The organism is Parabacteroides timonensis, assembly GCF_900128505.1.
GTDB classification, from domain to species: Bacteria; Bacteroidota; Bacteroidia; order Bacteroidales; family Tannerellaceae; genus Parabacteroides; species Parabacteroides timonensis.
Genome location: NZ_LT669941.1, coordinates 1,780,109 through 1,804,824 on the forward strand (window position 1 = coordinate 1,780,109; position 24,716 = coordinate 1,804,824).

Here is a 24,716-nt window from a genome sequence, read left to right on the forward strand (position 1 = left end):
GACGGGCGGCAAAAGATACGGAAGGGCCGCGAAGCCCTTTCACACATGATGCCTACCTTTTCCGGAAGAGGATGCATGCTTTTTACGAAGCGGGTGCATGCTTTCGCGGAAAAGGCAGGCATCTTTTTTTTCGCCCGACGGAGGCCCGGCAGATCAGATCTTCACCCCGATGCTGAGACGCAGGTCGTAAGTGGAACGGTTCACGTCCTCGTGATAGCTGTAATGGGTGCGGCGGGAGAAATAACGGTTGGACAGGCTGATGTTCCACTTCTTGTCGGAAAGGTAGACGAGCCGCACCTCCATGACCGTCAGGCGCGAATGTCCCTTGTCGCCCTGCACGTTGAAGGTATGCGGGTCGACGGTCGAAAGATCCACGTCCGGGTCATATCCCTTCCAGGTGAAGATATGGTAGTTCTCGAGGTTCAGGAGGAAACCCCAGCGACCGTTGTAAGTCAAGCCCGAGAAAGCCTTTGCACTGTAACCGCTTCCCATGTTGTAATCGCGGTTGTCGAGGCGGAAATAGTCGGACGAGCCGCCCCCGAGCGCGACGCCGTTGAGGTAGAACGCACCGAAAGCATCCACCTTGTCGGCCGGTTCGGCACGTTTATAATAGATGATCCCCCCTCCCACGGCAGCGGCTTCGGAGATGCGGTAAGGCGAGACCTTGCCACCTTCGCTCGAACGCAGTTGCGAGTCGTAATAATCAAAGTGCTGGAAGATACCGGCGGTGAGCGTACGAGGGCCTTTCTCCCAGACGCGCTTTCCCCAGAGGGCACCGATGGCGTTCACCTGGGTGATGACGGGCTGGCTCGAAAAGAAGTCGAAACCGGCACGCAACTGGAACCACTCGTAGGGCGAATAGAACTTGTCTTCGAACGGGTCGCCGTAATCCAGCCGGAGGCCGACATGCATGCTCGTCGTCCCGTGACGCGAATGTTCCTGCTCGGCGAGGAAACGCGGGCCGGCGGTTACTATGAAGTTCACCGGGACATAGGCGTAGGTTCTCCCCTTGTGCGGCCTGTGCTTCCACGCCTCCCCTGTTATCACGCGGTTGATTCCCCTGATCGGTGAGATCAGGCCGGAGAGGATCTCGCGCCCCACACGTTCCGCGCCGCTCGAACGGTCGTCGATGAAAAGGTCGGACAAGCGGTAGGTGATCTCGCCCAGCTCCACGCCGCCAAAGGTGGTGGCCAGCAGATCGTTGATCGAAGGGGGTTCGTTCTCCATGAAGAATTCCCACATCAGGCTTCCGCCGGCCGCATAGGGGATCGACTGCCAGAAGTTGAGCCCGTTGCTACGGGCGGCATTGAAATACAATGATCCATGATAGGGATGCGCCACGAGGTTGGTCGAAAACATATCGGTGTCCCAGACCGGCCCGGTCTTGAAATTGCTCTTTATCGTATGTCCGTTGATACGTGCAAAGTCGGCGTTCAGCGCGAAACGGTCGAACGCCCAGATCCCCATGTTCAGGCCGAAGACTTCCGCGGCTGCCAACCAGGGCTTCTTCGGCATAAAATACGTGGAGTCACTCACGTAGTTTCTTGTATCCATTTTAGGGAAATGCTGGCCCCACATCCACTGGAGCGGAAGCAGGAGGAACAATCCCATCCATATAATCTTCTTCATTATCCTACAATCTTTTAGCCTGAGCCTGCATCATCCGTGCGATGCAAACTTATACATAATTAACAGTACAGCATTCGTTTGGTTTAAATTATTCTTTGGTTGTGTCACTAGAAAACACCCACAATCCAAAGGAAATACTTATTTTTGCAGAAAAAACAAAATGATAGATTTTATCACCTTTTGCGACTATACCGGAACTTTTGCGTTTGCAATTAGCGGTATCCGCCTCGCCTCCGCCAAACAATTTGATTGGTTCGGGGCCTACGTGGTCGGGTTGGTCACAGCCGTTGGCGGGGGTACGGTGCGCGATATACTACTCAACGCGACACCGTTCTGGATGGAACAGACTTCTTATTTAACAGTATCGGCGCTGGCTTTATTATTTGTTATCATTTTCCGGAAATACGTTATCCGGCTCAATAATACCTTCTTTATCTTCGACGCGATCGGTCTGGGGCTGTTCGTGGTGGTGGGTATCGCCAAAACACTCGAGTTCGGCTTCCCCATGTGGGTGGCTATCGTGATGGGGACTATCACCGGTTCGTTCGGAGGGATGATACGAGACATATTAATCAACGAGGAACCGTTGATTTTCCGGAAAGATATCTATGCGCTGGCCTGCGTCTTCGGCGGGCTTGTCTACTACCTCTGCATGCTGATCGGGCTCAGTCCTGCCGTCACGCAGTTCTCGTCGGCACTCGGAGTATTCCTGATGCGCATAATAGCGGTTAAATATCACATAAGCGTCCCGGTATTGAAGGGAGAAGAATAATTTATTACCTTTGCAGTATGACAGTAAACATGAACGATCAACGTGACAAGGCATCGATCCTGCTAATCTATACAGGCGGTACAATCGGAATGATTGAAAACCCTGAAACCGGAGTACTTGAATCTTTTAATTTCCAGCACCTCAGAGACAATATGCCGGAACTGAAGAAACTGGGCTACTCGGTGTCGACCATCCAGTTCGACCCGGTGATGGACTCGTCGGAAATGGGCCCGGAATCGTGGATGAAGATTGTACGGATTATCGCCGACAACTATACCCAGTACGACGGCTTTGTCATCCTGCACGGTACCGACACCATGTCGTTCACCGCCTCCGCCCTGAGCTTTATGTTGGAGAACCTGAGCAAACCGGTCATCTTCACCGGCTCACAGCTGCCCATCGGAATGCTGCGGACCGACGGAAAGGAAAACCTCATCACCGCCATCGAAATAGCCGCAGCCAAGGAGAACGGTGTGCCCATCGTGCCCGAAGTATGCATCTTCTTCGAAAACGACCTGTTGAGAGGCAACCGGACAAGCAAAATCAATGCCGACAATTTCAACGCGTTTCGTTCGTACAATTACCCGGCTCTCGCGCACGCGGGGATCTATATAAAGTATGATACCGGACAGATTTATCACTCGGTATCACGCAAACCGCTGAAACCTCATTACCTCTTGGACAGGAACATTGCGATACTTAAACTCTTCCCCGGGATCTCTCCCCAGGTAGTGGAAAGCATACTCAATATACCCGATCTGAAAGGGGTCGTGATGGAAACCTTCGGGAGCGGCAACGCACCGAGCTACGAGTGGTTCCTGACCATGCTCAAAGAGGCCGTCGACCGCGGAATTGTGATTGTTAATGTCACCCAGTGCAGCGCCGGCAGCGTCGAGATGCACCGTTACGAGACTGGGCATAAACTGCTGGAGGCCGGCGTGATAAGCGGGTTCGACAGCACGACGGAGAGTGCCGTCACCAAGTTAATGTTCCTTTTCGGCCACGGACTGACTCCGGAGGAAGTGAAGGATCACATGAACTGTTCGCTGATCGGGGAAGTGACGATCCCGGATGCGTTCCGTTCGTGATAATACTATGTAAAACAGAATGTGCCGCGAGGCGGAATAGAAAAACATGAAACTATCATTTCTTAGCTTAGCAAGTGGAAGCAGTGGCAACTGCTATTATCTGGGTACTCCCGAATTCGGGATACTGATTGATGCGGGTATCGGGATCCGAACCATAAAGAAGGTGTTGAAAGATAAAGCGATCGACTTTTCCAAAATCGTGGCCGTCCTTATCACTCACGACCATGCAGACCATATCAAGACGGTAGGCTGCCTGGGAGAAAAAATGAACCTGCCGGTCTACACCACCGCCGCTGTTCACCGTGGGATCGAAAAGAGCCGTTATGTGGAGGAGACGCTGTCTACCTCCCGCCGGGTTATCGAGAAGGAAGTGCCTTTCAGCATCCGCGATTTCAATATCATCGCCTTTGAAGTTCCCCACGACAGTACCGACAACGTGGGCTATTATATAGAATATGGTGAGCATAAGTTTACCTTCGCCACCGACGTAGGCCATATCACCGACACGGTGACCCGCTACATGCGCATGGCCAACCACCTGATTATCGAAGCGAACTACGACGAGGAGATGCTCCGTTTCGGAACCTATCCCGCCTTCCTGAAGGAACGTGTCGCCAGCCCGACCGGCCACCTCAGCAACCGCGAAGCCGCCGAGTTCCTGGCCGCCAACTACGATCCGAAACTGAAGGATATCTGGTTGTGTCACCTCAGCCGCGACAACAATCACCCGGAGCTCGCCTTCAAAACGATCGATATACGTCTTTTTCAGGAGGGAGTGCGCGTAGGTAAAGACGTCTCTCTCATAGCGCTTAAGCGTACTACTCCGTCCGATATTTTTGAATTCGAGTAAAATTCCTTCGAAAAAACCGGATGAAAAGTTTGCAAAGAAAAATTAAACCTCTATCTTTGCACCCGCAATCAGGAAACAACCTATTGCATGAATGACTTGGTAGCTCAGCTGGTAGAGCAAATGACTCTTAATCATTGGGTCGAGGGTTCGAGCCCCTCCCAGGTCACTCTATAAAGAAACCAACACATGTTGACTCGGTAGCTCAGCTGGTAGAGCAAATGACTCTTAATCATTGGGTCGAGGGTTCGAGCCCCTCCCGGGTCACAAAAGAGGAAAGGATAACAGCATTTATCGGTAAAACGGTGAATGCTGTTTTTGTTTGCAACCCAGCGTTACCTTCCCTTCCGCTTAATTCAAGTTGTGCCCATGTAATCCAACTTTTAGATTGATTTGTTGTTATATTAATATAACTAAAGGACATTTTTATGAAAACATTCATTATAACTCTAATTGCAATAATAATGACAACAACAATCAACGCACAGCAAAAAAGTTTTTATGACTTCACTGTGAAAACAATCGACGGAAAGGATTTCCCACTTTCCTCTTTAAAAGGGAAGAAAGTATTAGTTGTCAATGTGGCTTCCAAATGTGGCTTCACCCCACAATATGCCAAACTTGAAGAATTATACACCAAATATGAGAAAGATAACTTCGTAATAATCGGCTTTCCCGCCAACAACTTCCTCGGACAGGAACCCGGCAGCAACGAAGAAATCAAAAAGTTCTGCACATTGAATTACGGGGTCACATTCCCCATGATGGCGAAAATATCCGTGAAAGGAAAGGACATCGCCCCCCTTTACCAGTGGCTCACGCAGAAAAGCGAAAACGGTGTCGCCAATGCCAAGGTAGGCTGGAACTTCCACAAATTCCTGATCGACGAAAACAGCAACTGGGTCGCCTCCTACGGCTCGCCAACAGATCCGCTATCCGAAAAGATTGTGGACTGGATTGTGGAGTAAGTCATAGAAGTATATTTGCGTTTAAAACGCAATCTATTGCCATGTTGTTTGCAATGTTTTGCCATGTAGGTGGCAGAGTCCTGCCATAGGCATGGCAGAGGTCTGCCAATAGGGTGGCAAAGCTCTGCCAATACGATGGCAAAACCTTTTGCTTATGGTACCCACAAACAAAAGCCGCCCTATTCTCACGAACAGAGCGGTTGTTTGCCCTCTAAAGGGCTTGGGATACAACGTTATTAGATATGAGGATTAACGTTATAGAGTAAAAAGTATGATTTCACCAATTACATTCAAAAAAACTATTCTTACTTTTAATTTTTCCAATCTACAATAAAATCTGTTCCCGTTTTGTTACCCTTTTTCGGGGTATGCATTTCAACGGGAACTTCCCAGTCCGTTATAAAACCACCCGTATAATCCGGCTTGTAACTCGCCTCCTGGTCCTCTTTTTTACCTTTGGCAGAGTCTTCGCAAGCCCACTCTGGTGAAACACCACGTTTCCGTTTACCGGAAACCAACACTGATCTTTGTACTCTTTCGCCCCAGCCCGATAGCGGTGGAAAGAATTCGGTTTTAGTAAAAATCATTTCAACTATAATCATTTTTTAAACATTACTCAGCATGGCTGATAACAATCTCAAAAACTTTGATGTAAAGATATCCCCCTGAAACCACTATTTTACTACCATCTTCAACTATTTCAGTTACGATATTTATAAAAGCAGGCCTACCCTGCTGCAAAATCCTCCCAAAAAGACAAAACGACTCCCCGAACCTAAAATTTACTCATTTCATAACAATCTCGTTTTTATATTGCTGAAAACTGCCTATTTTTGGTTACCGGGAAAAACAACCCCAAACGGCTTCCAACATTTCCCGCATACCCGTTGTTCTATTGATATAAAAATAAATAGTATGAAGAATAAGACACACCAGAAAAGAGTTGCAGCTATACACGACATTTCCGGTTTCGGAAAATGCTCACTGACAGTAGCCTTACCTATTTTATCGGCCGCCGGCATCGAAACATCGGCACTCCCCACCGCCGTCCTCTCCACCCATACCGGAGGGATCAGCGGATACACCTACCGGGATCTTACCGACGACATGCGGCCGATCATGCAACACTGGAAATCACTCGACATCAAGTTCGACGCCATCTATACCGGCTTCCTCGGATCGTTCGAGCAACAAGATATCGTAAAGGAGTTCTTCGAACTGTTCAGGACAGACGACAACCTCATCCTGGTCGACCCCGTGATGGGCGACAACGGTGAACTGTATACCATCTTCACCCGCGAGTTCGCCGCCGGAATGAGGTCGGTTTGCGAGAAAGCCGATATCATCGTACCCAACCTGACGGAGGCGGCCCTGCTGCTCGACGAGCCGTTCAACGGCGGCCCTTATACCCACGCCTACATCGAGAGCACGCTGCGTAAGCTGGCCGACCTCGGGCCCAAACGGGTGGTACTGACCGGCGTCTTCTTCAAGGAGGATGAACTCGGCGCCGCCACCTACGACCGCGAAACGGACACGATCGAGTACGTTTTCACCCGCAAGATACCCGGCTACTACCATGGTACGGGCGACGTCTTTGCCAGTGCCTTACTTTCGGGTCTGGAAAACGGGTTCAGCCTCACCGAATCGGCTGCCATCGCCGTGAATTTCACGGCGGAAAGTATCCGGCGCACCTATGAAGCCAAGACAGACTACCGCTTCGGTGTTAATTTTGAACAAAGTTTCCCCGACTTTCTAAAAGAACTCAAACTCGTATAAAAGTTTTCGAATTTATTTTTCATCTTTGTGCTCCCATAACATGATTATAAACGTGAAAACCCCTAGATAACGATATGAGTAAAACTAAAATAGCTATCTCCGGTATAGGAGCTGTCGGCGGATATTACGGAGGTTCGCTGGCTGCTTATTACGAAAACTCCGATGAGGTGGACGTTTTCTTTATTGCCCGTGGCGAAAACCTGAAGGCCATCCGCGAAAACGGGTTACAGATCAAGAAATCGTACCGCCGGATAACCGCCCGTCCGACACTGGCTACCGACAATCCGGCCGAGATCGGCCCGGTAGATTACCTGTTGTGCTGCACCAAAAGCTACGACCTGGAGGACAACATCCGCCACCTGAGTCCCGTGATCGGGCCCGACACCGTGGTAGTGCCCCTGCTCAACGGAGCCGACATCACGGAACGGATACAACAATTACTGCCCGACAACCCTGTCTGGAAAGGCTGCGTTTACATCGGTGCCCGGCTGGTTGCACCCGGACAGGTGGAGAAATTCACGCTGAAGGACCGGCTTTTCTTCGGCGACAACGAGGGCGACCGCGCCAAACAGGAGGAGTTCCGCTCCTTACTGCACAGGGCCCGCATCCTGGTGACCAACCCGGCCGACATAGACGTCGAGATCTGGAAGAAATTCTTTATGATCTCCACCGCCGCCACCATCACCTCTTATTTCAACGAGCCGATAAACGACGTGATCGAGAAGCACAACGATTTCTTCATCACACTGGGGTATGAATTGAAAAGCATAGCCGAGGCCAAAGGGATAGAGTTGCCGGACGACATCGTATTCACGTCGATCCAGTCGCAGAAGATGATGCCGAACGGTTCGACCACCTCCATGCACAGCGACTTCCGCCGCGGAGGGTCTACGGAGATCGAGACACTGACGGGCTACGTCGTACGCGAAGCCGAGAAGGCAGGCCTGCGGGTTCCTACCTACCAGTTCATGTACAAAGGGCTGACGCGGTTCCCTTATCCGGGCAGAAACAGTTGACGTATCTGCAAACAGGCCTACGGCATATATAATAAAGTAAAGGTGCTGAAGCTATCCGATCCGGTTATTCCGGACGATAAACTTCAGCACCTTTTCTATCCCCTCCGGTCGGTCCCGGAAGATCGGTATGCCGCCTTTTCGTAGATCGGGCGGCAACCGGTAAGGAGACGGGATCAGTCCCCGATATACGTTTCCATGAACTTCGCGCCCGGTGCCGGAGAGATCGTGACGACCTGTGTATCGGCGGGCATGAGCACGGTCTGTCCCTGATGGACGAATATTTCGTTGCCTTTATTGTCACGGATGGAAGCCTTGCCACTCATGCAGATGTAGACTACGAAGGAGTCGAGCTCGGAGAAGTCGCGCACCATCATCGTGTCGAGATCCAGCAGGTTGGTGGTGAAGTACTTGCAGTCGGCCAGTTCGACCGTCGCGTTGGTATGGCCTTTGTAGTGCGTACGGTAGTCGGGCAGCAAGGTATAGTCTATCGCATCCTTAGCCAGCTCGGTGTGCAGTTCGCGTCCGTTACCGTTAGCGTCCTTGCGGTCGTAGTCGTAGATGCGGTAAGTAATGTTGCTGGTCTGCTGTATCTCGGCGATGAAGCAGCCGGCACCGATTGCGTGAACGCGTCCGGCGGGCAGGAAGAAAACGTCGCCCGGCGTCACTTCATAACGCTTCAGAACGTCCATGATGGTGTTGTTTTCCACCCGTTTCACGTACTCGTCGGCATCAATCTGCTGCGAGAAACCGGAATAGAGGGCGGCCCCCTTAGCTGCATTTATCACATACCACATTTCGGTCTTGCCGAAGGAGTTGTGACGTTTGCGGGCCAGTTCGTCGTCGGGGTGTACCTGGATAGACAGGTCATCACGGGCGTCGATGAACTTTATCAACAGAGGGAACGTCTCGCCGAACTGCTCTATCACCTTCTCTCCGACCAACTCTTTTCCATAGGTACGGATCAGTTCGTCAAGGTTTTTGCCAGCCAGCTCACCGTTTTCCACCACGGAAAAATTGCCGTCCACGTGCGAAAGTTCCCAACTCTCACCGATTCCTTCTTCAACCGGTGTGATGCCCTTGAACGGGCAGATGTCTGAGCCTCCCCAAAGGATCTTCTTGAGGATAGGCTTGAATGTCATCGGATATAACATAATGTGTTTTTGTTTAATGAATTACTTCTTTACTTTTACTTTTCTCAATACAACAGCACTGCGTGCGGGAATGTAAAGTTTAAGCCATTCTTTTTTCTCTTTTTTATACAATGGGTCAAATTGTGTAAAATGATGTATGGAGTCGTCGGCCAAACCGAAGCCACCGAAGCAGGTAGCATCCGTGTTGAGTACCACTTCGTACTCGCCTACGGGTACGAGGAAGCCATAGTCGGTATACGACTTCGAGGGGCTGAAGTTGAACACGAACACGAGGTCTTTACGCATATAGGCCAGGATCTGGTCGCCGTCGCTGTCCCACACCTTCTGGATGGGGGTAGACTGGAAGTTCTTCACACTGCGGATCAACCCGATCATTTCGCGGTCGAAGTCGCCCAGGTAATGGTACTTCAAATCCATGTTGTCTACCAGCTCCCACTGGCGGCGGGCGTATTTATGCGACCATCCGTTGCCTTCGCGCGGGAAATCGATCCACTCCGGATGCCCGAACTCGTTGCCCATAAAGTTGAGGTAGCCGCCGTTGATGGTCGAAGCCGTCACGAGGCGTATCATCTTATGAAGCGCGACACCACGTTCGACCATGAAGTTATGATCGTCCTTGTGCATGTGCCAATACATTTCCGCATCTATCAGACGGAAGATGATGGTTTTATCTCCTACCAAAGCCTGGTCGTGACTTTCGGCGTAACTGATTGTCTTTTCGTCAGCGCGACGGTTAGTCGTCTCCCACCAGATGGAGGAAGGATGCCAGTCTTCGTCTTTCTTTTCCTTGATGGTCTTGATCCAGTAGTCGGGGATGTTCATGGCCATACGGTAGTCGAAGCCATAGCCTCCGTCTTCATATTTAGCCGCCAGACCAGGCATACCGCTTACTTCCTCGGCGATGGTGATGGCGTTTTTGTTGACCTCGTGGATCAGTTTGTTGGCCAGTGTCAGGTAAGCGATGGCGTCGCCGTCCTGATGTCCGTTGAAGTAGTCGCCGTAGTTGCAGAATGCTTCACCCAGACCGTGGCTATAATAAAGCATCGAGGTGACACCGTCGAAACGGAAACCATCGAACTTATACTCCTCGAGCCAGAACTTGCAGTTGGAAAGGAGGAAGTGCAGGACTTCGTTCTTGCCATAGTCGAAGCAAAGCGAGTCCCAGGCCGGATGCTCGCGGCGCGAACCGCTAAGGAAATACTGGTTATAGGAACCGTCGAAACGGCCGAGGCCTTCCACTTCGTTCTTCACCGCGTGGCTGTGAACGATATCCATGATAACGGCAATTCCCATGCCGTGTGCGTCGTCTATCAACTGTTTCAGCTCTTCGGGCGTGCCGAAACGCGACGAGGCGGCGAAGAAGCTGCTCACATGGTAGCCGAAGGAGCCATAATAAGGATGTTCCTGTATGGCCATGATCTGGATGGCGTTGTAACCTTCGCGAGCGATGCGCGGCAGGATGTTGCGGCGGAACTCATCGTATGAACCCACTTTCTCCTCGTTAGTCGACATACCGATATGGCATTCGTAGATCAGCAGCGGGGCGGTGTTGGGTTTAAACCGTTTATTTTTGAACGTATACGGTGTGGCCGGATTCCATACCTGCGCACTGAATATCTTGGTGTTGTCGTCCTGTACGACACGGCGTATCCATGCCGGGATGCGTTCGCCGCTTCCTCCGTCCCACTCTACGAGCAGTTTGAAGAGGTCTTCGTGGTGCAGCATTTCTTCGGGGAGAGCTATTTCCCAGACGCCGTATCCCTGGCGTTTCATGCTATACCGTTCTTCTTTTTTCCAATCGTTGAACGTACCGATCAGATATATAGCGGTGGCATTCGGGGCCCATTCGCGGAACACCCAGCCTTTGTTGGTCTTGTGCAGGCCGAAGTACAGATAGCCGGAAGCCATTTCAGACAAGGTTTGTTTACCTTTGTTAGTCAGGATGTTTTCCTTTTCTATCACGTATTGATACCTTCCTTCTATCGCCTCCTTATAAGGGGCAAGCCAAGGGTCATTCTTTATTAGATTCAGCGACTCCATGATTATTTGAGATTGGTTTAGCGCAAAGATAAAAGAAAAAAACATACCGTATTGATATTACGGGGATATTTCTTAATTTTGCATCAAACCCATGCAATATATGAGTAGAGGAACAAAGAGTATCGCTTTTTACCTGGTGATGATCGTTGTATTCGGTTCGCTGATGTACTTCATCGCCAAGGAAGGAGAAAGCCAGCAGCTTGAAAGCGCCATCACGTCGGCCTACGACGCCCCGAAAGACCTCGGGGAAGGTTTCACCGTTTTCTGGGAACTGATGACCCACCATATACAGTCGCCCATCGGCATCCTGCTGTTGCAAATCATCACGATCCTGCTGACGTGCCGCCTGTTCGGTTGGTTGTTCCAAAAGATAGGGCAACCGACGGTGATCGGCGAGATCGTGGCTGGTATCGTGCTTGGGCCTTCGGTATTGGGGCATCTGTCGCCCGAAGTTTCGGGGTTCCTCTTCCCTATCGAGTCGCTGGCCAACATCACAATCCTGAGCCAGTTCGGGCTGATCCTCTTTATGTTTGCCATCGGGATGGAACTGGATATCACCGAGGTACGGAAAAAATTGAAGGAGACGATCCTTATCAGCCATACGAGTACGATTGTTCCTTTCTTCTGCGGGATGCTTACCGCCTACTTCGTCTACGACACCTACGCTGATAAAAGCACGCCTTTCCTATCCTTCGCCCTGTTTGTGGGCATCGCCATGAGTATCACCGCCTTCCCTGTGTTGGCACGTATCATACAGGAGAAGGGATTGACGCGTACGCATCTGGGGACGATCTCGCTCGCCAGCGCGGCCAACGGCGACATAACGGCCTGGTGCCTACTGGCAGTCGTGATAGCCATCGCACAGGCGGGTTCGATGCTGAGTGCGATCTACAATATACTCTTCTCGGTGATTTACATCGCTTTCATGTTCTTTGCCGTCCGGCCGTTCCTGAAGATGGTGGGACATATCTATCATAATAAGGAAGTGATCGACAAGGGTCTGGTGGCTTTTATGTTCCTTCTGTTGATTATCTCGGCTTACCTGACGGAGATGCTGGGGTTGCATGCGCTGTTCGGTGCGTTCATCGCAGGGGTGGTGATGCCGAGTAACGTGAAGTTCCGCAAGATCATGACCGAGAAGGTGGAAGACGTCTCGCTGGCGTTGTTCCTGCCTCTTTTCTTCGTCTCGACGGGGTTGCGCACGGAGATCGGGCTGTTGAACAGTCCGGAGCTGTGGTGGATGTGCGGGGTGTTCATACTCGTTGCCATCATCGGTAAGTTCGGCGGGGCGATGTTTTCCGCCCGTTTCGTCGGGGAGAGCTGGAAAGACAGCCTCTACATCGGGGCGTTGATGAATACGCGCGGGTTGATGGAGCTGGTGGTGCTCACCATCGGCTACGAAATGAAGATACTTCCGCCTTCGATCTTCGTGATGTTGGTGTTGATGACGCTCGTGACAACCTTCATGACCATCCCGCTGGTGTCGTTCATCAAGTTCTGCTTCCAGACGCGGGAGAAGATCAAAGAATACAAGGCGGTGGACGTGGCGGACGGGACTTTCAAGGTCTTGCTCTCCTTCGGACGTGCCGCCAACGGACAGATCATGCTGGATGTGGCCTACCAGATGTTTGCGCACCGCCGTCACCAGGTAGACCTTACGGCGCTTCACCTCACCGTCGGCTCGGATGTGAACCCGCTTCACACCGACAACTTCGAGGAAGTGAGCTTCGGCCCGATCCTTTACGGGGCAAAGAAGCTGGGGGTGAACATCGAAACGCGCTACGAGGTGTCGAACAACGCGGGTCAGGACATCACCGACATCGTCAACACCGAGGGTTTCGACTTCCTGCTTGTCGGCTCGGGCATATCCATGAGCAACCAGCCGGACGACATCGAGGCGAACCGTTACCGCACCTCTTTCTACAACAAGTACTTCAAACGTTTCAAAGCGCCCGAATCGTGGTTCTACCCCGGTGCGCTGCTTAAGGATAAGACGAAGATGTTCATCGGCAAGAGTAATTGCGACGTGGGCGTGTTTGTGAACCGTGGCTTCGTGAAAGCGAGCAACGTGATCGTGGTGATCGACTCCGAGCGCGACCTCTTCCTCCTGGATTATACCTCGACCTTGCTCAAGACAACGCACGGCACGGCAAGCATCCTCGACCGCAGCAGCTCGACCACGCCGGGCAGCGAAAAGATACAACATGCCATCCACCAGTTCACGGAATCCATCAAACAGGCTTCCCTCATCGCCGACAAGGACATGAGCGCAGCTACTTTCAACAGCTACAACTTCATGCTCATCAGCTACGACAGTTGGAACGACGTCTCGGAACATCGCCGCGAAGCTTTGCAGAAAATGCCGTCCACCCTGATCCTCAACCATAAGGAACGGACAGAGGAATGATGATAGGCTGACGACGTCGAAAGCAACAGAAAAAATAAAAAAGACGGAAGAGCGCATGCTTTGTAACAAGAACATGCGCCCTCTTTTTAAAAAGGAAGCGGGCTTTTAAAAAGGAAAATCCCCCACACTGTGGGGAGAATCTACATACCCCTATTTTAAACGCCGGATACAAGCTCTCCCCCCTTCCTCCTCCCCTCAAACGGAAGCTCCGAAAACCGCCCACCAAAAGCAGACTAAAACGCTTGATTATCATAACAATTAAAAATAATAACATAATACTTGCAAATATTGTAATATACAAGTACAAAACTTGTATATTTCGCTCAAATTCAAACGGTTTTAGCATACAAACATTAATAGTAAGCTTATATCATTAATATTAGCAAAAGAATTAGTTTTTTATAAAGTATAAGTTTATTTTTGCATTGTATTAGTTGTTGAATTACAACTATTAACCGACTTATAAACATTCAAAAAATTAAAATTATGAATGGAATACAATTTCAACAAAAATTATTGGGCTTACAAGAGAACATGATGAATTTCGCTCTTATGCTCACTGCTAACAGGGACGATGCCCAGGATTTACTGCAAGATACAGCACTTAAAGTTTTAGATAATCAGGATAAATTCGTTGACAACGTTAATTTCAAAGGTTGGGTTCTGACCGTTATGCGTAATATTTTCATCAATAACTACCATAAGGTGGTACGCGTACAAACGGTAGTAGACTCCAGCGTAGACCTCTACAACCTGGACGTGGTTAACGACTCCGGTTTCGACTCGCCCGACAAGGCGTACAACATCCAGGAGATCACCAAGGTAATCAACGCCCTGAACGATGACCTGAAGATGCCGTTCTCGATGTTCGTCAGCGGATACAAGTACAACGAGATAGCCGACAAGCTTGATCTCCCGCTCGGAACAGTTAAAAGCCGTATCTTCTTCGCCCGTCAGGAGCTCCAGAAGAATTTGCAGGATTTCAGATGATCAGAAGTAACAACAAATATAAAAAGGACTGTAGAGGTTTTCTCTACAGTCCTTTTTTTGTGGGGATTACCGATATCAATACCTGAACTTTATCAATTCAGTTTGAACCTAAGCCCTAGTTTCACGCCGAACGACATAACCTTCACCTTGTCGGTCACATTCGAGTTCAACATGCCGTTGTAAGGGATACCTTGTCCGACGATCTTATTCCCTTCCGGATGATAAGACGCCGGGGTCGACAACAGGCCCTGATCCTTCTTCTTTTTCATGTTGGTGAAGCCGTAGTCGATATAGCCGCCCAGCAGCAGGTCGGTGTCCTCGCCGAGGGCAACCATGAAGCCCAGTTCGGCCGTTCCGGCTAAACCCAATTTCAACTTGTTCTTGCCGCTCCAGTCGAGCTCCTTACCCGGGTCGCTGATCGTGCCGAACCCGTGATGAGGCACAGGCGACTCAGATGGCGAACCCACGTCCGAAGGGATATGCGGGTAGTAACCCGATACGTTCAGTTCGCTGGCCGCGTTACTCTGCACCTTGTATTTTGTCTGGACAGGAAGTTGCAGTTTAACCCCTAGTCCGGCATACAATCCCCAGTTTTCCTCTTCCCCGAAACGCGTCTGGTACATCGCCATCAGCGGGATATCCAACAGGAAAGCGGTCTGTTTCTCTTCCAGACTCTTCAGGCGGGCACGCAGCTCGAAGTCGCGCGGGTGTCCCGAGAAGTCGTCGTCGTCGGTCATTGTGCCCAGTTTCATGTATTTGTCGTCCGACATATCCCCCCTCAAACGGCCTACTGTGGCGTAGCGGGAGATTCCTACCCCCGTGGCAACCCCCCAGTGAGGGTTGAAGAAGTAGCTGTAACGGATATCGACTTCATAACCGAGCTTGCTGTCCCGGTTGCCTTTTTCCTGGAAACCTTCGATCCGGTAGTCCAGGTCGTAACGGAAGGAAGAAGAGCCCACACCGCCCGAGACAGTGAGGTAAGACGTTTTCGTGCGCGTCGTGTCGCGCTGCTCCTGTCGGTACTCACGCTGCTGTTGGCGGCGTTGTTGCTGCTCCTGGTGGCTGTACTGGCCGTGTTCCCTGCCACCCGTTCCCTGCTGGGCGGAAACGGTGGTGGACAGGATGCCGGCGGCAAACAATAGAATGGTTTTATTTATCTTGGAAATCATTGTTGTCATATCTGTTGGTTTATTTTACGATGATTTTATGGGTGGTGGACTTGCCTGTCTCGGTGGTCACCTTCACCACGTAACTTCCCGAAGCCATGTCGGCAGGGATCGTTGTTTCGGTGGTCAGAGTGGTCAGGCGCTCAAGCAGCTGTCCGTTCATGTTGTAGATCTCGATCACGGCCGATTCGGGAGCTTCGCCCGGTGTACCGAGGCTGACTGTGATCGGCGTGTTCTTCTTCACCATCGCCGGATATACCCGGGTGATCGGGAACTGGGTCAGCGTATCGAACGTGATCGGGCAGCTCACCACATAGGTGTCGTCCGCACGGTATGCCTGGATGTAGTAAGTACCCAGCAGCCCCTCCGGAACGGAGTAGTAGATGGAAGTGCCGTTTTTGTCGATCTTCTGACCGTCTTTGTACCACTGGAAGCGGACAAACTCGTTATCCTGATTCGTGATGTAGAGGAACTCGTTCCATTTCACCAGGATACGCAGGCCGTTTTTACCCACCGTTACCGTGCGGCTGCTCTCCATTCCGCAGTCGCCGTATACATCCACGTAGTAGATACCCTCCTTGTCCGGAGTCAGGGCTGCCGTGTAACGATCCGAAGTCGCACCCGGGATGGCCACTTCGTTGAAGAACCACTGGTAACTCAGGTTGACGCCCGTCGCTTCGACCGACAGGGTGAAGGCGTCGCCGTCGCAAACGTTCACCGACTGCGGCTGGCGGGTGATGGTGGTTGTCTCCAGCACTTCGATGTTGAACGGGTAAGCCTCCTCGCGATCCGGATCGCTCTTCAGGCGCACATAGATGTTGGCGTGGTAGATACCCCTCGGGATGCGATTGGCAACCGGAACGGTGATGTATCCCGGAGTCAGGTCTTTGTATTCGGTATCGCTGAAGCCGGCGGCAATCGCTTCATCCGTGAAACGGACAGCATACTCGATCGGATAGTCCGGATTCAGGGCGCTGACAGGGATTCTGAATTCGCCGTCCACGCTACAATACGGCGCCGTCTCGCCCACATAGATCATGCCTTCGTCGGTGATGACGATGGTGTGTTGGTAAGCAGGCTGGTTGTAATACTGCTCTGATGCGATGCTTTCGCCGTTGTAGAGCGTCAGCTTGTGTACATTATATATATAGGTACCGACAAGCGTATGGGCCTCCCCTTTGTTGAAGGTGTAACGTTCGGTTTTCAGGACGGCTTCGTCCAGCGGATAATGATAGCCGGCCGGAGTGGCGGTGTACTCTATTTCCCAACGGTCGTAGGTGACGTTGTTGAAACCGACAGGGCGGATCTGCACATACACCGGCGTCCCTTTGGTGACGGTGGTAGTGGTCAGGTTGTCCACATCCCGGAAGTCTTCGAGCTTGTTGGAGGCAGTGGAGACGGACCATTGCAGCGCGCCGCCCGGACCAGGACCGGGGCCTTCGCCGTCACCGATCACGATTGTGTGGCGGTAGGGCGAGTCGGCATAGTCGTAAGTCTCGATGGTCTGGTTTCCGTACATGTCATACAGGGTCAGTTTGGTGACGGTGTATATATAGGTTCCCTTTTCGGTATGAGCCTCCCGGTTGTTGAAGTTTTGACGTTCGGTCTTCAGCGTCGGGTTCATGCCGTAGTAGTGTTCGGCCGGGGTCACGGTGTATTCGACCGCCCAGCGTTCGAAGTTGATGCCCTCATGTCCGACGGGACGGATCTGGACGAAGACAGGTGTGCCGTAATTTACCGAAGTGGTTGACTGGTCGTCCACATCCTTGAAGTAAGGCTGTTCGCTCGTCACGGTGGAGACGGACCATTGCAGGGCCGGATCTTTCACGACCGGTTTGTCCTGGATAACCACCTTATGCGTACAAGAGGCGTTCCGGTAGATGTAGGTGGCCACTTCCGCGCCGTCTTTATACAGGAGCAGCTTGGTTACATTATAGTAGTAAGTGCCTTCGAGCGTGTGGGCTTCTCCTTTATTGAAGTCATAGCGCAAGGTTTTCCCGATAGCCTCTCCCATCGGATAGTGGTAGTCGGCCGGGGTGGCGATGTACTCGATCGCCCAGGTGTCGAAGTCGACATGCTCCAGTCCGATCGGGCGGATCTGCACGTAGACGGGCGTTCCGACCATGACGGTCGTCGTGGAATTGTTCTCCACATCGCTGAATTCATACGGGTCGGCGGTGGTTTGGGAAACAGACCATTGCAGCTTCAACGCGGAATTGGGCTCCCACTGGGCGTAAAGGTCGGTGTTCTCGGTGATGGTGAAGGTAGCTCCGGGCAGGTAAGCCGTACCGGTTCCGTCGGCCTTGGTCGTCCATTTCAGGAAGATGTAGTTCGGACGGTTGGGCAGGCTCGTGGCCGGGTAGGTGGCAACTGTCGCCTCTTCTGTTTCAACCAGTTGTAGATATGTCTGGTCGGGGCTGAAGTTGGAGTGATAAGTCAGGTCGTATCCGGCATCCCCCCATACGGCATAGAGGGTGAGGTTGGCCTCCACGTAGGTCAGGCTCTTGCCCACCGCATAGACAGGATCGGGCTCGGTGGCATTGGCCGTGAGGGCCCATCCCTTGAAGGCTTTGCCGTTGAGGGTAGCTTTTAGCGTGGTCTTGCCGTCGACAACGGTCGTTTTGCCGTCGATCGAGCCGATGGTATAGTAGTTGGTCGCCTTGTTTTCGGACGTTGCTTCGTAGTAAACCTCACCCACATAGTCGGTTTGCGGGGTTAAGCCGAAGACGCCTCCGTTGGCATTGTACTTCACCCACGACATTTCGATCGCTCCCTGGTCTTTATAGTTCTTGAAGTTTCGCTGGTCGGTAGCGGGCAACGCGGCCGAATAGTTGTAGGTGTTGTCCGCGATCCCTTCCGGTTTGATGGGGATGGTTTTTACTATTTCATCGCCTGCACCGGCTTTTATCCCGGACAGGTTGTTGGAGAAGCGGAAGTTCTTACCCAGCACAGTATCCTCGGTATAGTCCGGATTGCTGCCTTTGTCGACATTCAATACGTTTCTCGTACCGGCCGCAACGCTTGTCGAATTGGAGACATCTTTGTAATTACTTGCAGTGTTCAACACGCCGGATGCATTATAAACTTTATTTCCCAAGTATAAACACCCGTTGTTGGTGATACTGGCGACAATACCGTATTTACTATTTCCACTTAATCCGATCGCCCCGCCGCGCTGTTCAACCCGTGAGTTTTCATTTCCGGAAGTGTTGTTTACGAAGGAACAGCCTGTGATATTGTTTTTCATGATGCTGCTTCCGCCGTTGAGGAAGAACTGGATGGCTCCACCGGTCACATTCGCTCCTTCCAGCCCGTAGGCGCGGTTGTTGTAGAAGGTACAGCTGGTGATGTTGGTGGTCATTCCCTTCGTCCCGGTTACCTGTATCATCATCGCGCCACCGTCGTCATGGGCGAGGTTACTATCGAAGGTCGTTTTGTTGATATTCAGGGAAGCTCCGTAGGTACTGCCACCGGCGTCGATGATATAGATCGCGCCGCCGTCATAGGTATTCTGTACATCTATCCCTTCCCCATTCGTCTCGTTTTCCTGGAAAAGGCATTCGTTAATAGTCATATTTCCATAGAAATAATGCATGGCCATAGCACCACCACCGCCACCGAACGGACCGGAAAGGGTACATTTGTTTTTATTCTTCCGGAAAATGGTATTATTGATCGTCAGGTCGCCCATAAAGCCCTTAGACGAAATCGCCCCGCATTCGTAACCGGCACCGGTAGCGAGGTTGTTCTCTATGGTAGAGTTGTTGATCGTTATCTTCGAATAACCGGCAACCCAGATGGCTGCGGCACTGTTGTGTACCGTATTGTCATAGATTTTGACATACGAAAGGACGGTGGAAGCATCTGCGGAAGTGTTGATGTTTATCGCACCGCCAGCGGAATTGTAAAACTCCATCTTCTCCAAAACCAGTTTACCGTTGGACGCACTCTGGTTGAGCAACTGGCTGTCCCCCCTGTCGCCATCCATCTTAAGGTTCCTGATCGTGAGCGTTTTGTCACCCGATCCGTTGATAGTGATTTTACCCCCTTTCCAGATCTTGCCTTTCCCGTCGACGGTCACGTTAACCGTTGGCATCGCCAGCGTGGCATCTCCGAACACGAAGCTACCGGATAAAGTGATAACCTCTCCTTCCGAAGCTCCTGAGACTGCCGTCTGTAGCTCCGCAACGGTGCTGACTTCCCGCGCAACGGCAGAGTGAACCGGAAAAAAGGTCACTAACAAAAAGAGAAACAAAGGGATGAATGGTTTATAACCATAGTTACATTTGATAGATGTAACACACCTTGCCAGCCGCCGGCCAGCAATCAACAAAGTAATACTTTTACTCATAATTCAAATAAAATAAAGTTCTATAAAATATCTTCAACCCGAAAAATAAAAGGGGCCTCACACTCTTACACTATTGTTAAAATACGCTATCGAATCGGGACAAATTTACTTTTTTCTCACAGCATTTACCGTTAATTTAAATAGATTAACGCGGCTTTGAAATTCAAAAGGATTATAGTATACATTTATACCAATACCTTTTACAATTCGATCAGATAAACACAAAAGCAGCGGACAATATTTCACATATATTAATACATCATATAAAAAAAGAACTTTTATACAAAAAAAGAGGCTGTCCCAAACACTGGAATAGCCTCCTGATAAGTAATTTATTATACTGAGAACTAGAATGTCACATCTATGCCACCCATGAACACAGCCTTGGGCATCGGAAAACCGTAATTGATCGTATAACGGGTAGCCGTCAGGTTCTCCCCTTTCACAAACAGGTTCAAGCCTTTGTCGCGGCTGCCGAACCGGTAGGCGGCACGGGCGCTGAGAACGGTGTAATTTTCCTTGACTTCGGAAACCCCTTCTAAGGGCACTCTCACATAAAGATCATATACCGATTGTAAATTCGCGTTGAAAGTGAAGCGTCCGGGAGCATAGGTTGCACCCACGTTGAGCTTATGGGCCGGGGCAGCCAAGAGCGGCTTGCTGGTATGCAGGTAGCTGTAATTCATATCGACGCTGAGGTTTCCGAGGATCTGGTAGCGGCCCTCGAACTCGATACCTTTGTTGGTGAAGGTTCCGACATTACGATTTTCCTTCGGAAAATCATTCGGAGGATTTACCATGACAGCCTCGATCATATTCTTTCCGTCGATAAAGAAAGCCGTCACCTCGCCATACAAGCGTCCATCCAGGAACGACTGTCCGACAGCAAGCTCGTAATTCAACATGTTTTCCGGTTTCAATTCGTCGTTGGCCGCCCCCCACATATACATCTCGCGGATATTAGGACTGCGGAAACCTTTCGAGAAAGAAGCACGGATCACATTGCCCTCCAGCGGACGGAAGGTAAGGCCTGCCTGCGGAACCCATTCGCCCCCGAACACACTGTTATGCTCGTAACGCACACCAGCGTTGATGCTTAACATATCGAAGAGGTCTTGTTGCATGATGACGTAGCCGGCCACTTCGTTGACAGATTTGTCGATCAGTTCGCCTTTCGGGCCGCTGATGCTGTCGTTCCACGCATGTCCGCCCCAGTTTTTATAGTCGATACCGGCCGTAAAGGTGTTGCCTTCGACGAGACGGAACGACTGGTAAAGCAGGACACCTGTGTTATGATCGTCCGAACGGAAGAGGTATGAGCGGGGTGTTCCGCCGGGCTTGTAGCCATCATTCACCTCGTGATTTCCCCAGTTGTAGAACACACGCAGGGCACCGCTTGTCTTTTCGTGATGGTTTTCGAGCGCGAAAGAGGTCGTACCGCGCAACACGTCTACCAGGTAGTCGAGCACCGGTTCGTCGATCGTACCGGGGTTCTGGGTCTTGAACTTGGCCAGACTCAGGTCGCCCGTCACGCGGTAGTGATCGTTTATCTTATACCCCAGGTTGGCAAAGCCGTTGGTGATATGGAATTTGGAGTTGGGCCGGTGGCCGTCCGTACGGTCGTGGTTCACGGAAATGAAGCTGCTGAAGTTGCCGAGGTTGTAACCGTTGTTCACCATATACTTCTGCGTGTTGTAGGAACCGTACATGATACGTGCCTGAGTGCGCCGTCCCTGCTGCTTATGGTGACGGGTGATGATATTCACCACGCCGCCCATCGCGTTGGAACCGTACATCAAGGAGCCCGGGCCACGGATCACTTCCACCCGTTCCACGTCGGAAGCCACATAGGTGTCGGGTAGCGCATGTCCGAAGATACCGGCCCACTGCGGCTGTCCGTCGAAGAGCATCAGGACTTTGTTGCCCTGCCCTACGCCACGGATGTTGACCGTCCCGGCCGATCCGTCGTTCACCCCGAAGCCGGTGATGCCTTTCTGTGTCACAAAGAGTCCGGGGACACGCTGCGAGAGCACCGGAAGCAGGGCCGACTCGCTGCTGGCCTCTATCTCGTCGCGCTCGATCACCGAGATGGAAAGTGGGACGCTGTTGCGGTTTACCTGTATCTTGTTGGCCGAGATCACAACGCCCTTCAAGTTGATAAGGCTGTCTATTCCCAGCGGTTCGATGGGTTCTACCGGTTCGGAGGAGTAGGCTAACGTACTGAACAGTAGCCCCGGAATGAGTAAAAATCCTTTCTTCATAAATTAACTTGTATAATATTTGTCATCTGTTTCGCGGCACAAAGTAACACAAATAAACAAAATCGTGTTACTTTGGATGCAAAAAAATATAATTAATCGGCCCGGCTCATCACCAGTTTGCCGTGTTTAATCCCCTTGATGGCAGTCAGTTTATCCGACAGTTCGGTCAGGCGGTGGGCAGTTCCCATCACGGTAACGATATGAAGGCAGAAATTCTGATTGACATAATATTGGGAGGAAGAGAGTATCACATCCTGGTAATCTTGCTGGATACTCACGATCTTTGAAGCGATGGCGGTCTTCTCCTGGTCATACATGATGATGATAGTGCCGGCCACGATGTGATTGCATTGCCATTTCTTCTCGGCCACGTTCTTTTCTATCAGGAAGCGAATGGCCTGTGAGCGGTTGGCAAAGCCATTTTCGTCCACATACTGGTCGAGCGATTCTAACAGGTTGTCTTCGAGGGAGACGCCAAAACGTTTTATCGACATAGGTTGCTTCATTTATTTTGAGCGGTAAATATACTATTTTATTACCGATACAAAGGTAAGGGAGCCAAAAGAAATAATGTAATATAAATTACAGTTATTATTACCAATATTACTGATTTGGTGAATTTTCAGAAATTCCTTCCCGTATCCCACCACAGGCGGATGCCGCAATGGTCGGGACCTCCGAGGGCATTGACCAGGGCGGTGTACTGCTGGGGGTTGGAGGCCTTGATACCAACCATGAAGTTCAGGCGGCGGGGGCCCAGGTTGGTGTCGACCGTCCCCTGGCTGGCATTCACCAGAACGGGGAAGAGACGCGGATAACCCGTGCGACGCTGTTCGGCCCAGGCTTCGCAGCCTTCGGGGTAACAGGCGATCCATTTCTGGGTGATGATCCGTTCGAGCTTCTCTTCGTCCGTGGCCGTTTCGTCCCAGGCCGGCGTTATGCGGCTCATGGCCTGTGCGTCGAAGGCGGCGTTGAAGGCATCCCGATACCCTTTCGGTGTACGGGTACTGTTGAGGTAAGGCATCACATCGCCGGCACTCCACTGCGCAAAGGAGGCTCTCACGCCATTCTCGTAGCAGGCCTGCACGTCCTCGGCCGACCATTTGCGCAGGGCTGCCTCGGCACGCAGGAACCAGACTTCGGCGGCGGTCATCAACACTGCGTCGGTCGATTGGGTGATGGTGCTCTTCGAATGTTCGCTGTAATTCTTATGGTTGAAACCCGTTCCCTGACGCATGCCCTTGAACGTGCCGCCCACGCGCACGATCTCCTCCCCTTTGCCGCCGAGAGCCTTCTTGAAGTAGTGGGGCAAGCGGGGATCTTCATAGCCTCCCATATACGACTCAAGGTTAGCGTTCATGATGGCACTGCCCCAGGCTACGCTGATCTCCCCCAGGGGATTGTTGTAGCCGCTGCCGGCGGTCGAGACGGCTACGATATCGTCGTCGTTCTCCAGTAGTCCGCCCCTGTCGGCCAGGGCCTTATGTGCCTGTGAAGCGGCCAGCTGAGGGTCGGCCATCGCGATGCGGACAGCCAGGCGGAGACGCAGGGAGTTGGCGAACCTGATCCACTCGTCGTAGGTACGTTTGGCCTTGGGCATGAGGAAATCGAACTTGGCAAAGTTCTCCACCTTCGGGTTTTCCTCCTGGTATTCGCGTATCTTTTCGATCCCGATGTCGAGGTCTTTGAAGAAAGCGCGGTAGGCCTCGGCCTGGGTGTCGGGCATCGATCCGGTTTTCGACCCGAACTGGGTGTAAATAATGGGCCCATACAAATCGGAAACACGGTGCATGCTTTCTACTTTTAGGATGCGTGCTATTCCGAAAAAGGATGCATACTTTTCTTCGGTGAGTTCTTCAGACTTCAGGATTTCGGGCAGGACATAGCCGTAGGTGTTCTCCCAGAACGCACCGTTCCAACCGTCCTGCATGTTATAGATGGTGTTACCCCTTCCTTCGATGTAGGGGCTGAAGTCGTGGAAATAGCCCGCGAACATGTCGGCACCGAGGTTCTGCATCACCTGAAACGTCCAGTTCTTCCCCCCGCCCCAATCGTAGTTGAAGTAGATTCCCTGCTGCACGACTTTGAGGGGGAGCCCGTACTTGTTGAATTCCTGTTCCTTGAGGTCGTCGGGAAACCCGGTCCCGTCGGTGTTGTACGACTCGAATTGTCCGGTACACGAGGTCAACCCCAGCCATCCGGGCATCAATATCAGGGCGATATAGGCGGTTATCTTTTTCATTTTCGTCTGTGG

Annotated in this window: 17 protein-coding genes and 2 tRNA genes; 10 read left to right on the top strand and 9 right to left on the bottom strand. The window is 51.5% G+C overall.

Features of this window, described 5'->3' with window-relative positions; genetic code table 11:
- Positions 1-153: 153 nt before the first annotated feature.
- Complete coding sequence (locus tag BQ7394_RS14810) at positions 154-1,629, bottom strand: DUF3943 domain-containing protein (protein ID WP_075558142.1); 1,476 nt, start codon at positions 1,627-1,629, stop codon at positions 154-156.
- 160 nt (positions 1,630-1,789) lie between these two features.
- Here BQ7394_RS14810 and BQ7394_RS14815 point away from each other — a divergent pair, with 160 nt between their 5' ends.
- The 6 genes from BQ7394_RS14815 (at position 1,790) to BQ7394_RS14840 (ending at position 5,304) form a co-directional block, all read left to right on the top strand.
- Positions 1,790-2,401: a trimeric intracellular cation channel family protein gene (locus BQ7394_RS14815; protein WP_075558143.1), complete on the top strand. Its 612-nt coding sequence runs from the start codon at positions 1,790-1,792 to the stop codon at positions 2,399-2,401.
- Positions 2,402-2,430: 29 nt separating this feature from the next.
- Positions 2,431-3,489, top strand: a complete 1,059-nt coding sequence (locus BQ7394_RS14820) for an asparaginase (RefSeq protein ID WP_394333713.1) — start codon at positions 2,431-2,433, stop codon at positions 3,487-3,489.
- A gap of 46 nt (positions 3,490-3,535) precedes the next feature.
- The gene (locus tag BQ7394_RS14825) at positions 3,536-4,339 is read left to right on the top strand and encodes an MBL fold metallo-hydrolase (RefSeq protein ID WP_075558145.1); all 804 of its coding nucleotides are present in this window, start codon (positions 3,536-3,538) and stop codon (positions 4,337-4,339) included.
- A 93-nt stretch (positions 4,340-4,432) separates the two neighbouring features.
- Positions 4,433-4,505: transfer RNA gene (locus BQ7394_RS14830), tRNA-Lys, on the top strand.
- A 25-nt stretch (positions 4,506-4,530) separates the two neighbouring features.
- Positions 4,531-4,603: transfer RNA gene (locus tag BQ7394_RS14835), tRNA-Lys, on the top strand.
- 161 nt (positions 4,604-4,764) lie between these two features.
- Entirely contained in the window at positions 4,765-5,304 is a 540-nt protein-coding gene (locus tag BQ7394_RS14840; RefSeq protein ID WP_075558146.1) for a glutathione peroxidase, read from the top strand.
- A gap of 311 nt (positions 5,305-5,615) precedes the next feature.
- Here the strand turns inward: BQ7394_RS14840 and BQ7394_RS14845 are convergent, their stop codons facing one another.
- The gene (locus tag BQ7394_RS14845; RefSeq protein ID WP_075558147.1) at positions 5,616-5,891 is read right to left on the bottom strand and encodes a hypothetical protein; all 276 of its coding nucleotides are present in this window, start codon (positions 5,889-5,891) and stop codon (positions 5,616-5,618) included.
- Positions 5,892-6,219: 328 nt separating this feature from the next.
- Between BQ7394_RS14845 and BQ7394_RS14850 the strand changes: the two genes are divergently transcribed.
- A complete protein-coding gene (locus BQ7394_RS14850) occupies positions 6,220-7,080 on the top strand; it encodes a pyridoxamine kinase (RefSeq protein ID WP_075560048.1) in 861 nt (286 codons plus the stop codon).
- A gap of 74 nt (positions 7,081-7,154) precedes the next feature.
- On the top strand, positions 7,155-8,096 hold the full coding sequence (locus BQ7394_RS14855; protein ID WP_075558148.1) for a ketopantoate reductase family protein: 942 nt from the start codon (positions 7,155-7,157) through the stop codon (positions 8,094-8,096).
- 173 nt (positions 8,097-8,269) lie between these two features.
- Here the strand turns inward: BQ7394_RS14855 and BQ7394_RS14860 are convergent, their stop codons facing one another.
- Both BQ7394_RS14860 and BQ7394_RS14865 read right to left on the bottom strand, forming a co-directional pair.
- Positions 8,270-9,247 carry a type I phosphomannose isomerase catalytic subunit gene (locus tag BQ7394_RS14860; protein ID WP_075558149.1) on the bottom strand — a complete coding sequence of 326 codons (978 nt, stop codon included), beginning with the start codon at positions 9,245-9,247 and terminating at the stop codon, positions 8,270-8,272.
- Between the two features lie 21 nt (positions 9,248-9,268).
- Positions 9,269-11,287 (bottom strand): alpha amylase C-terminal domain-containing protein, encoded by a 2,019-nt coding sequence (locus BQ7394_RS14865; protein ID WP_075558150.1) that lies wholly within the window; start codon positions 11,285-11,287, stop codon positions 9,269-9,271.
- A gap of 100 nt (positions 11,288-11,387) precedes the next feature.
- Between BQ7394_RS14865 and BQ7394_RS14870 the strand changes: the two genes are divergently transcribed.
- Complete coding sequence (locus tag BQ7394_RS14870) at positions 11,388-13,694, top strand: cation:proton antiporter (RefSeq protein WP_075560049.1); 2,307 nt, start codon at positions 11,388-11,390, stop codon at positions 13,692-13,694.
- A gap of 486 nt (positions 13,695-14,180) precedes the next feature.
- Positions 14,181-14,684: an RNA polymerase sigma factor gene (locus BQ7394_RS14875; protein WP_075558151.1), complete on the top strand. Its 504-nt coding sequence runs from the start codon at positions 14,181-14,183 to the stop codon at positions 14,682-14,684.
- Positions 14,685-14,776: 92 nt separating this feature from the next.
- On the opposite strand, the gene BQ7394_RS14880 is transcribed toward BQ7394_RS14875, so the two are convergent.
- The 5 genes from BQ7394_RS14880 to BQ7394_RS14900 form a co-directional block, all read right to left on the bottom strand.
- The gene (locus BQ7394_RS14880; RefSeq protein ID WP_075558152.1) at positions 14,777-15,862 is read right to left on the bottom strand and encodes an outer membrane beta-barrel protein; all 1,086 of its coding nucleotides are present in this window, start codon (positions 15,860-15,862) and stop codon (positions 14,777-14,779) included.
- Positions 15,863-15,872: 10 nt separating this feature from the next.
- Positions 15,873-20,201 carry a T9SS type A sorting domain-containing protein gene (locus BQ7394_RS14885; protein WP_075558153.1) on the bottom strand — a complete coding sequence of 1,443 codons (4,329 nt, stop codon included), beginning with the start codon at positions 20,199-20,201 and terminating at the stop codon, positions 15,873-15,875.
- A gap of 347 nt (positions 20,202-20,548) precedes the next feature.
- Positions 20,549-22,462: a TonB-dependent receptor plug domain-containing protein gene (locus BQ7394_RS14890; RefSeq protein WP_075558154.1), complete on the bottom strand. Its 1,914-nt coding sequence runs from the start codon at positions 22,460-22,462 to the stop codon at positions 20,549-20,551.
- Positions 22,463-22,554: 92 nt separating this feature from the next.
- Entirely contained in the window at positions 22,555-22,956 is a 402-nt protein-coding gene (gene nikR, locus BQ7394_RS14895; RefSeq protein WP_075558155.1) for a nickel-responsive transcriptional regulator NikR, read from the bottom strand.
- Positions 22,957-23,084: 128 nt separating this feature from the next.
- Positions 23,085-24,704 (bottom strand): SusD/RagB family nutrient-binding outer membrane lipoprotein, encoded by a 1,620-nt coding sequence (locus BQ7394_RS14900; protein ID WP_075558156.1) that lies wholly within the window; start codon positions 24,702-24,704, stop codon positions 23,085-23,087.
- Positions 24,705-24,716 lie beyond the last annotated feature (12 nt).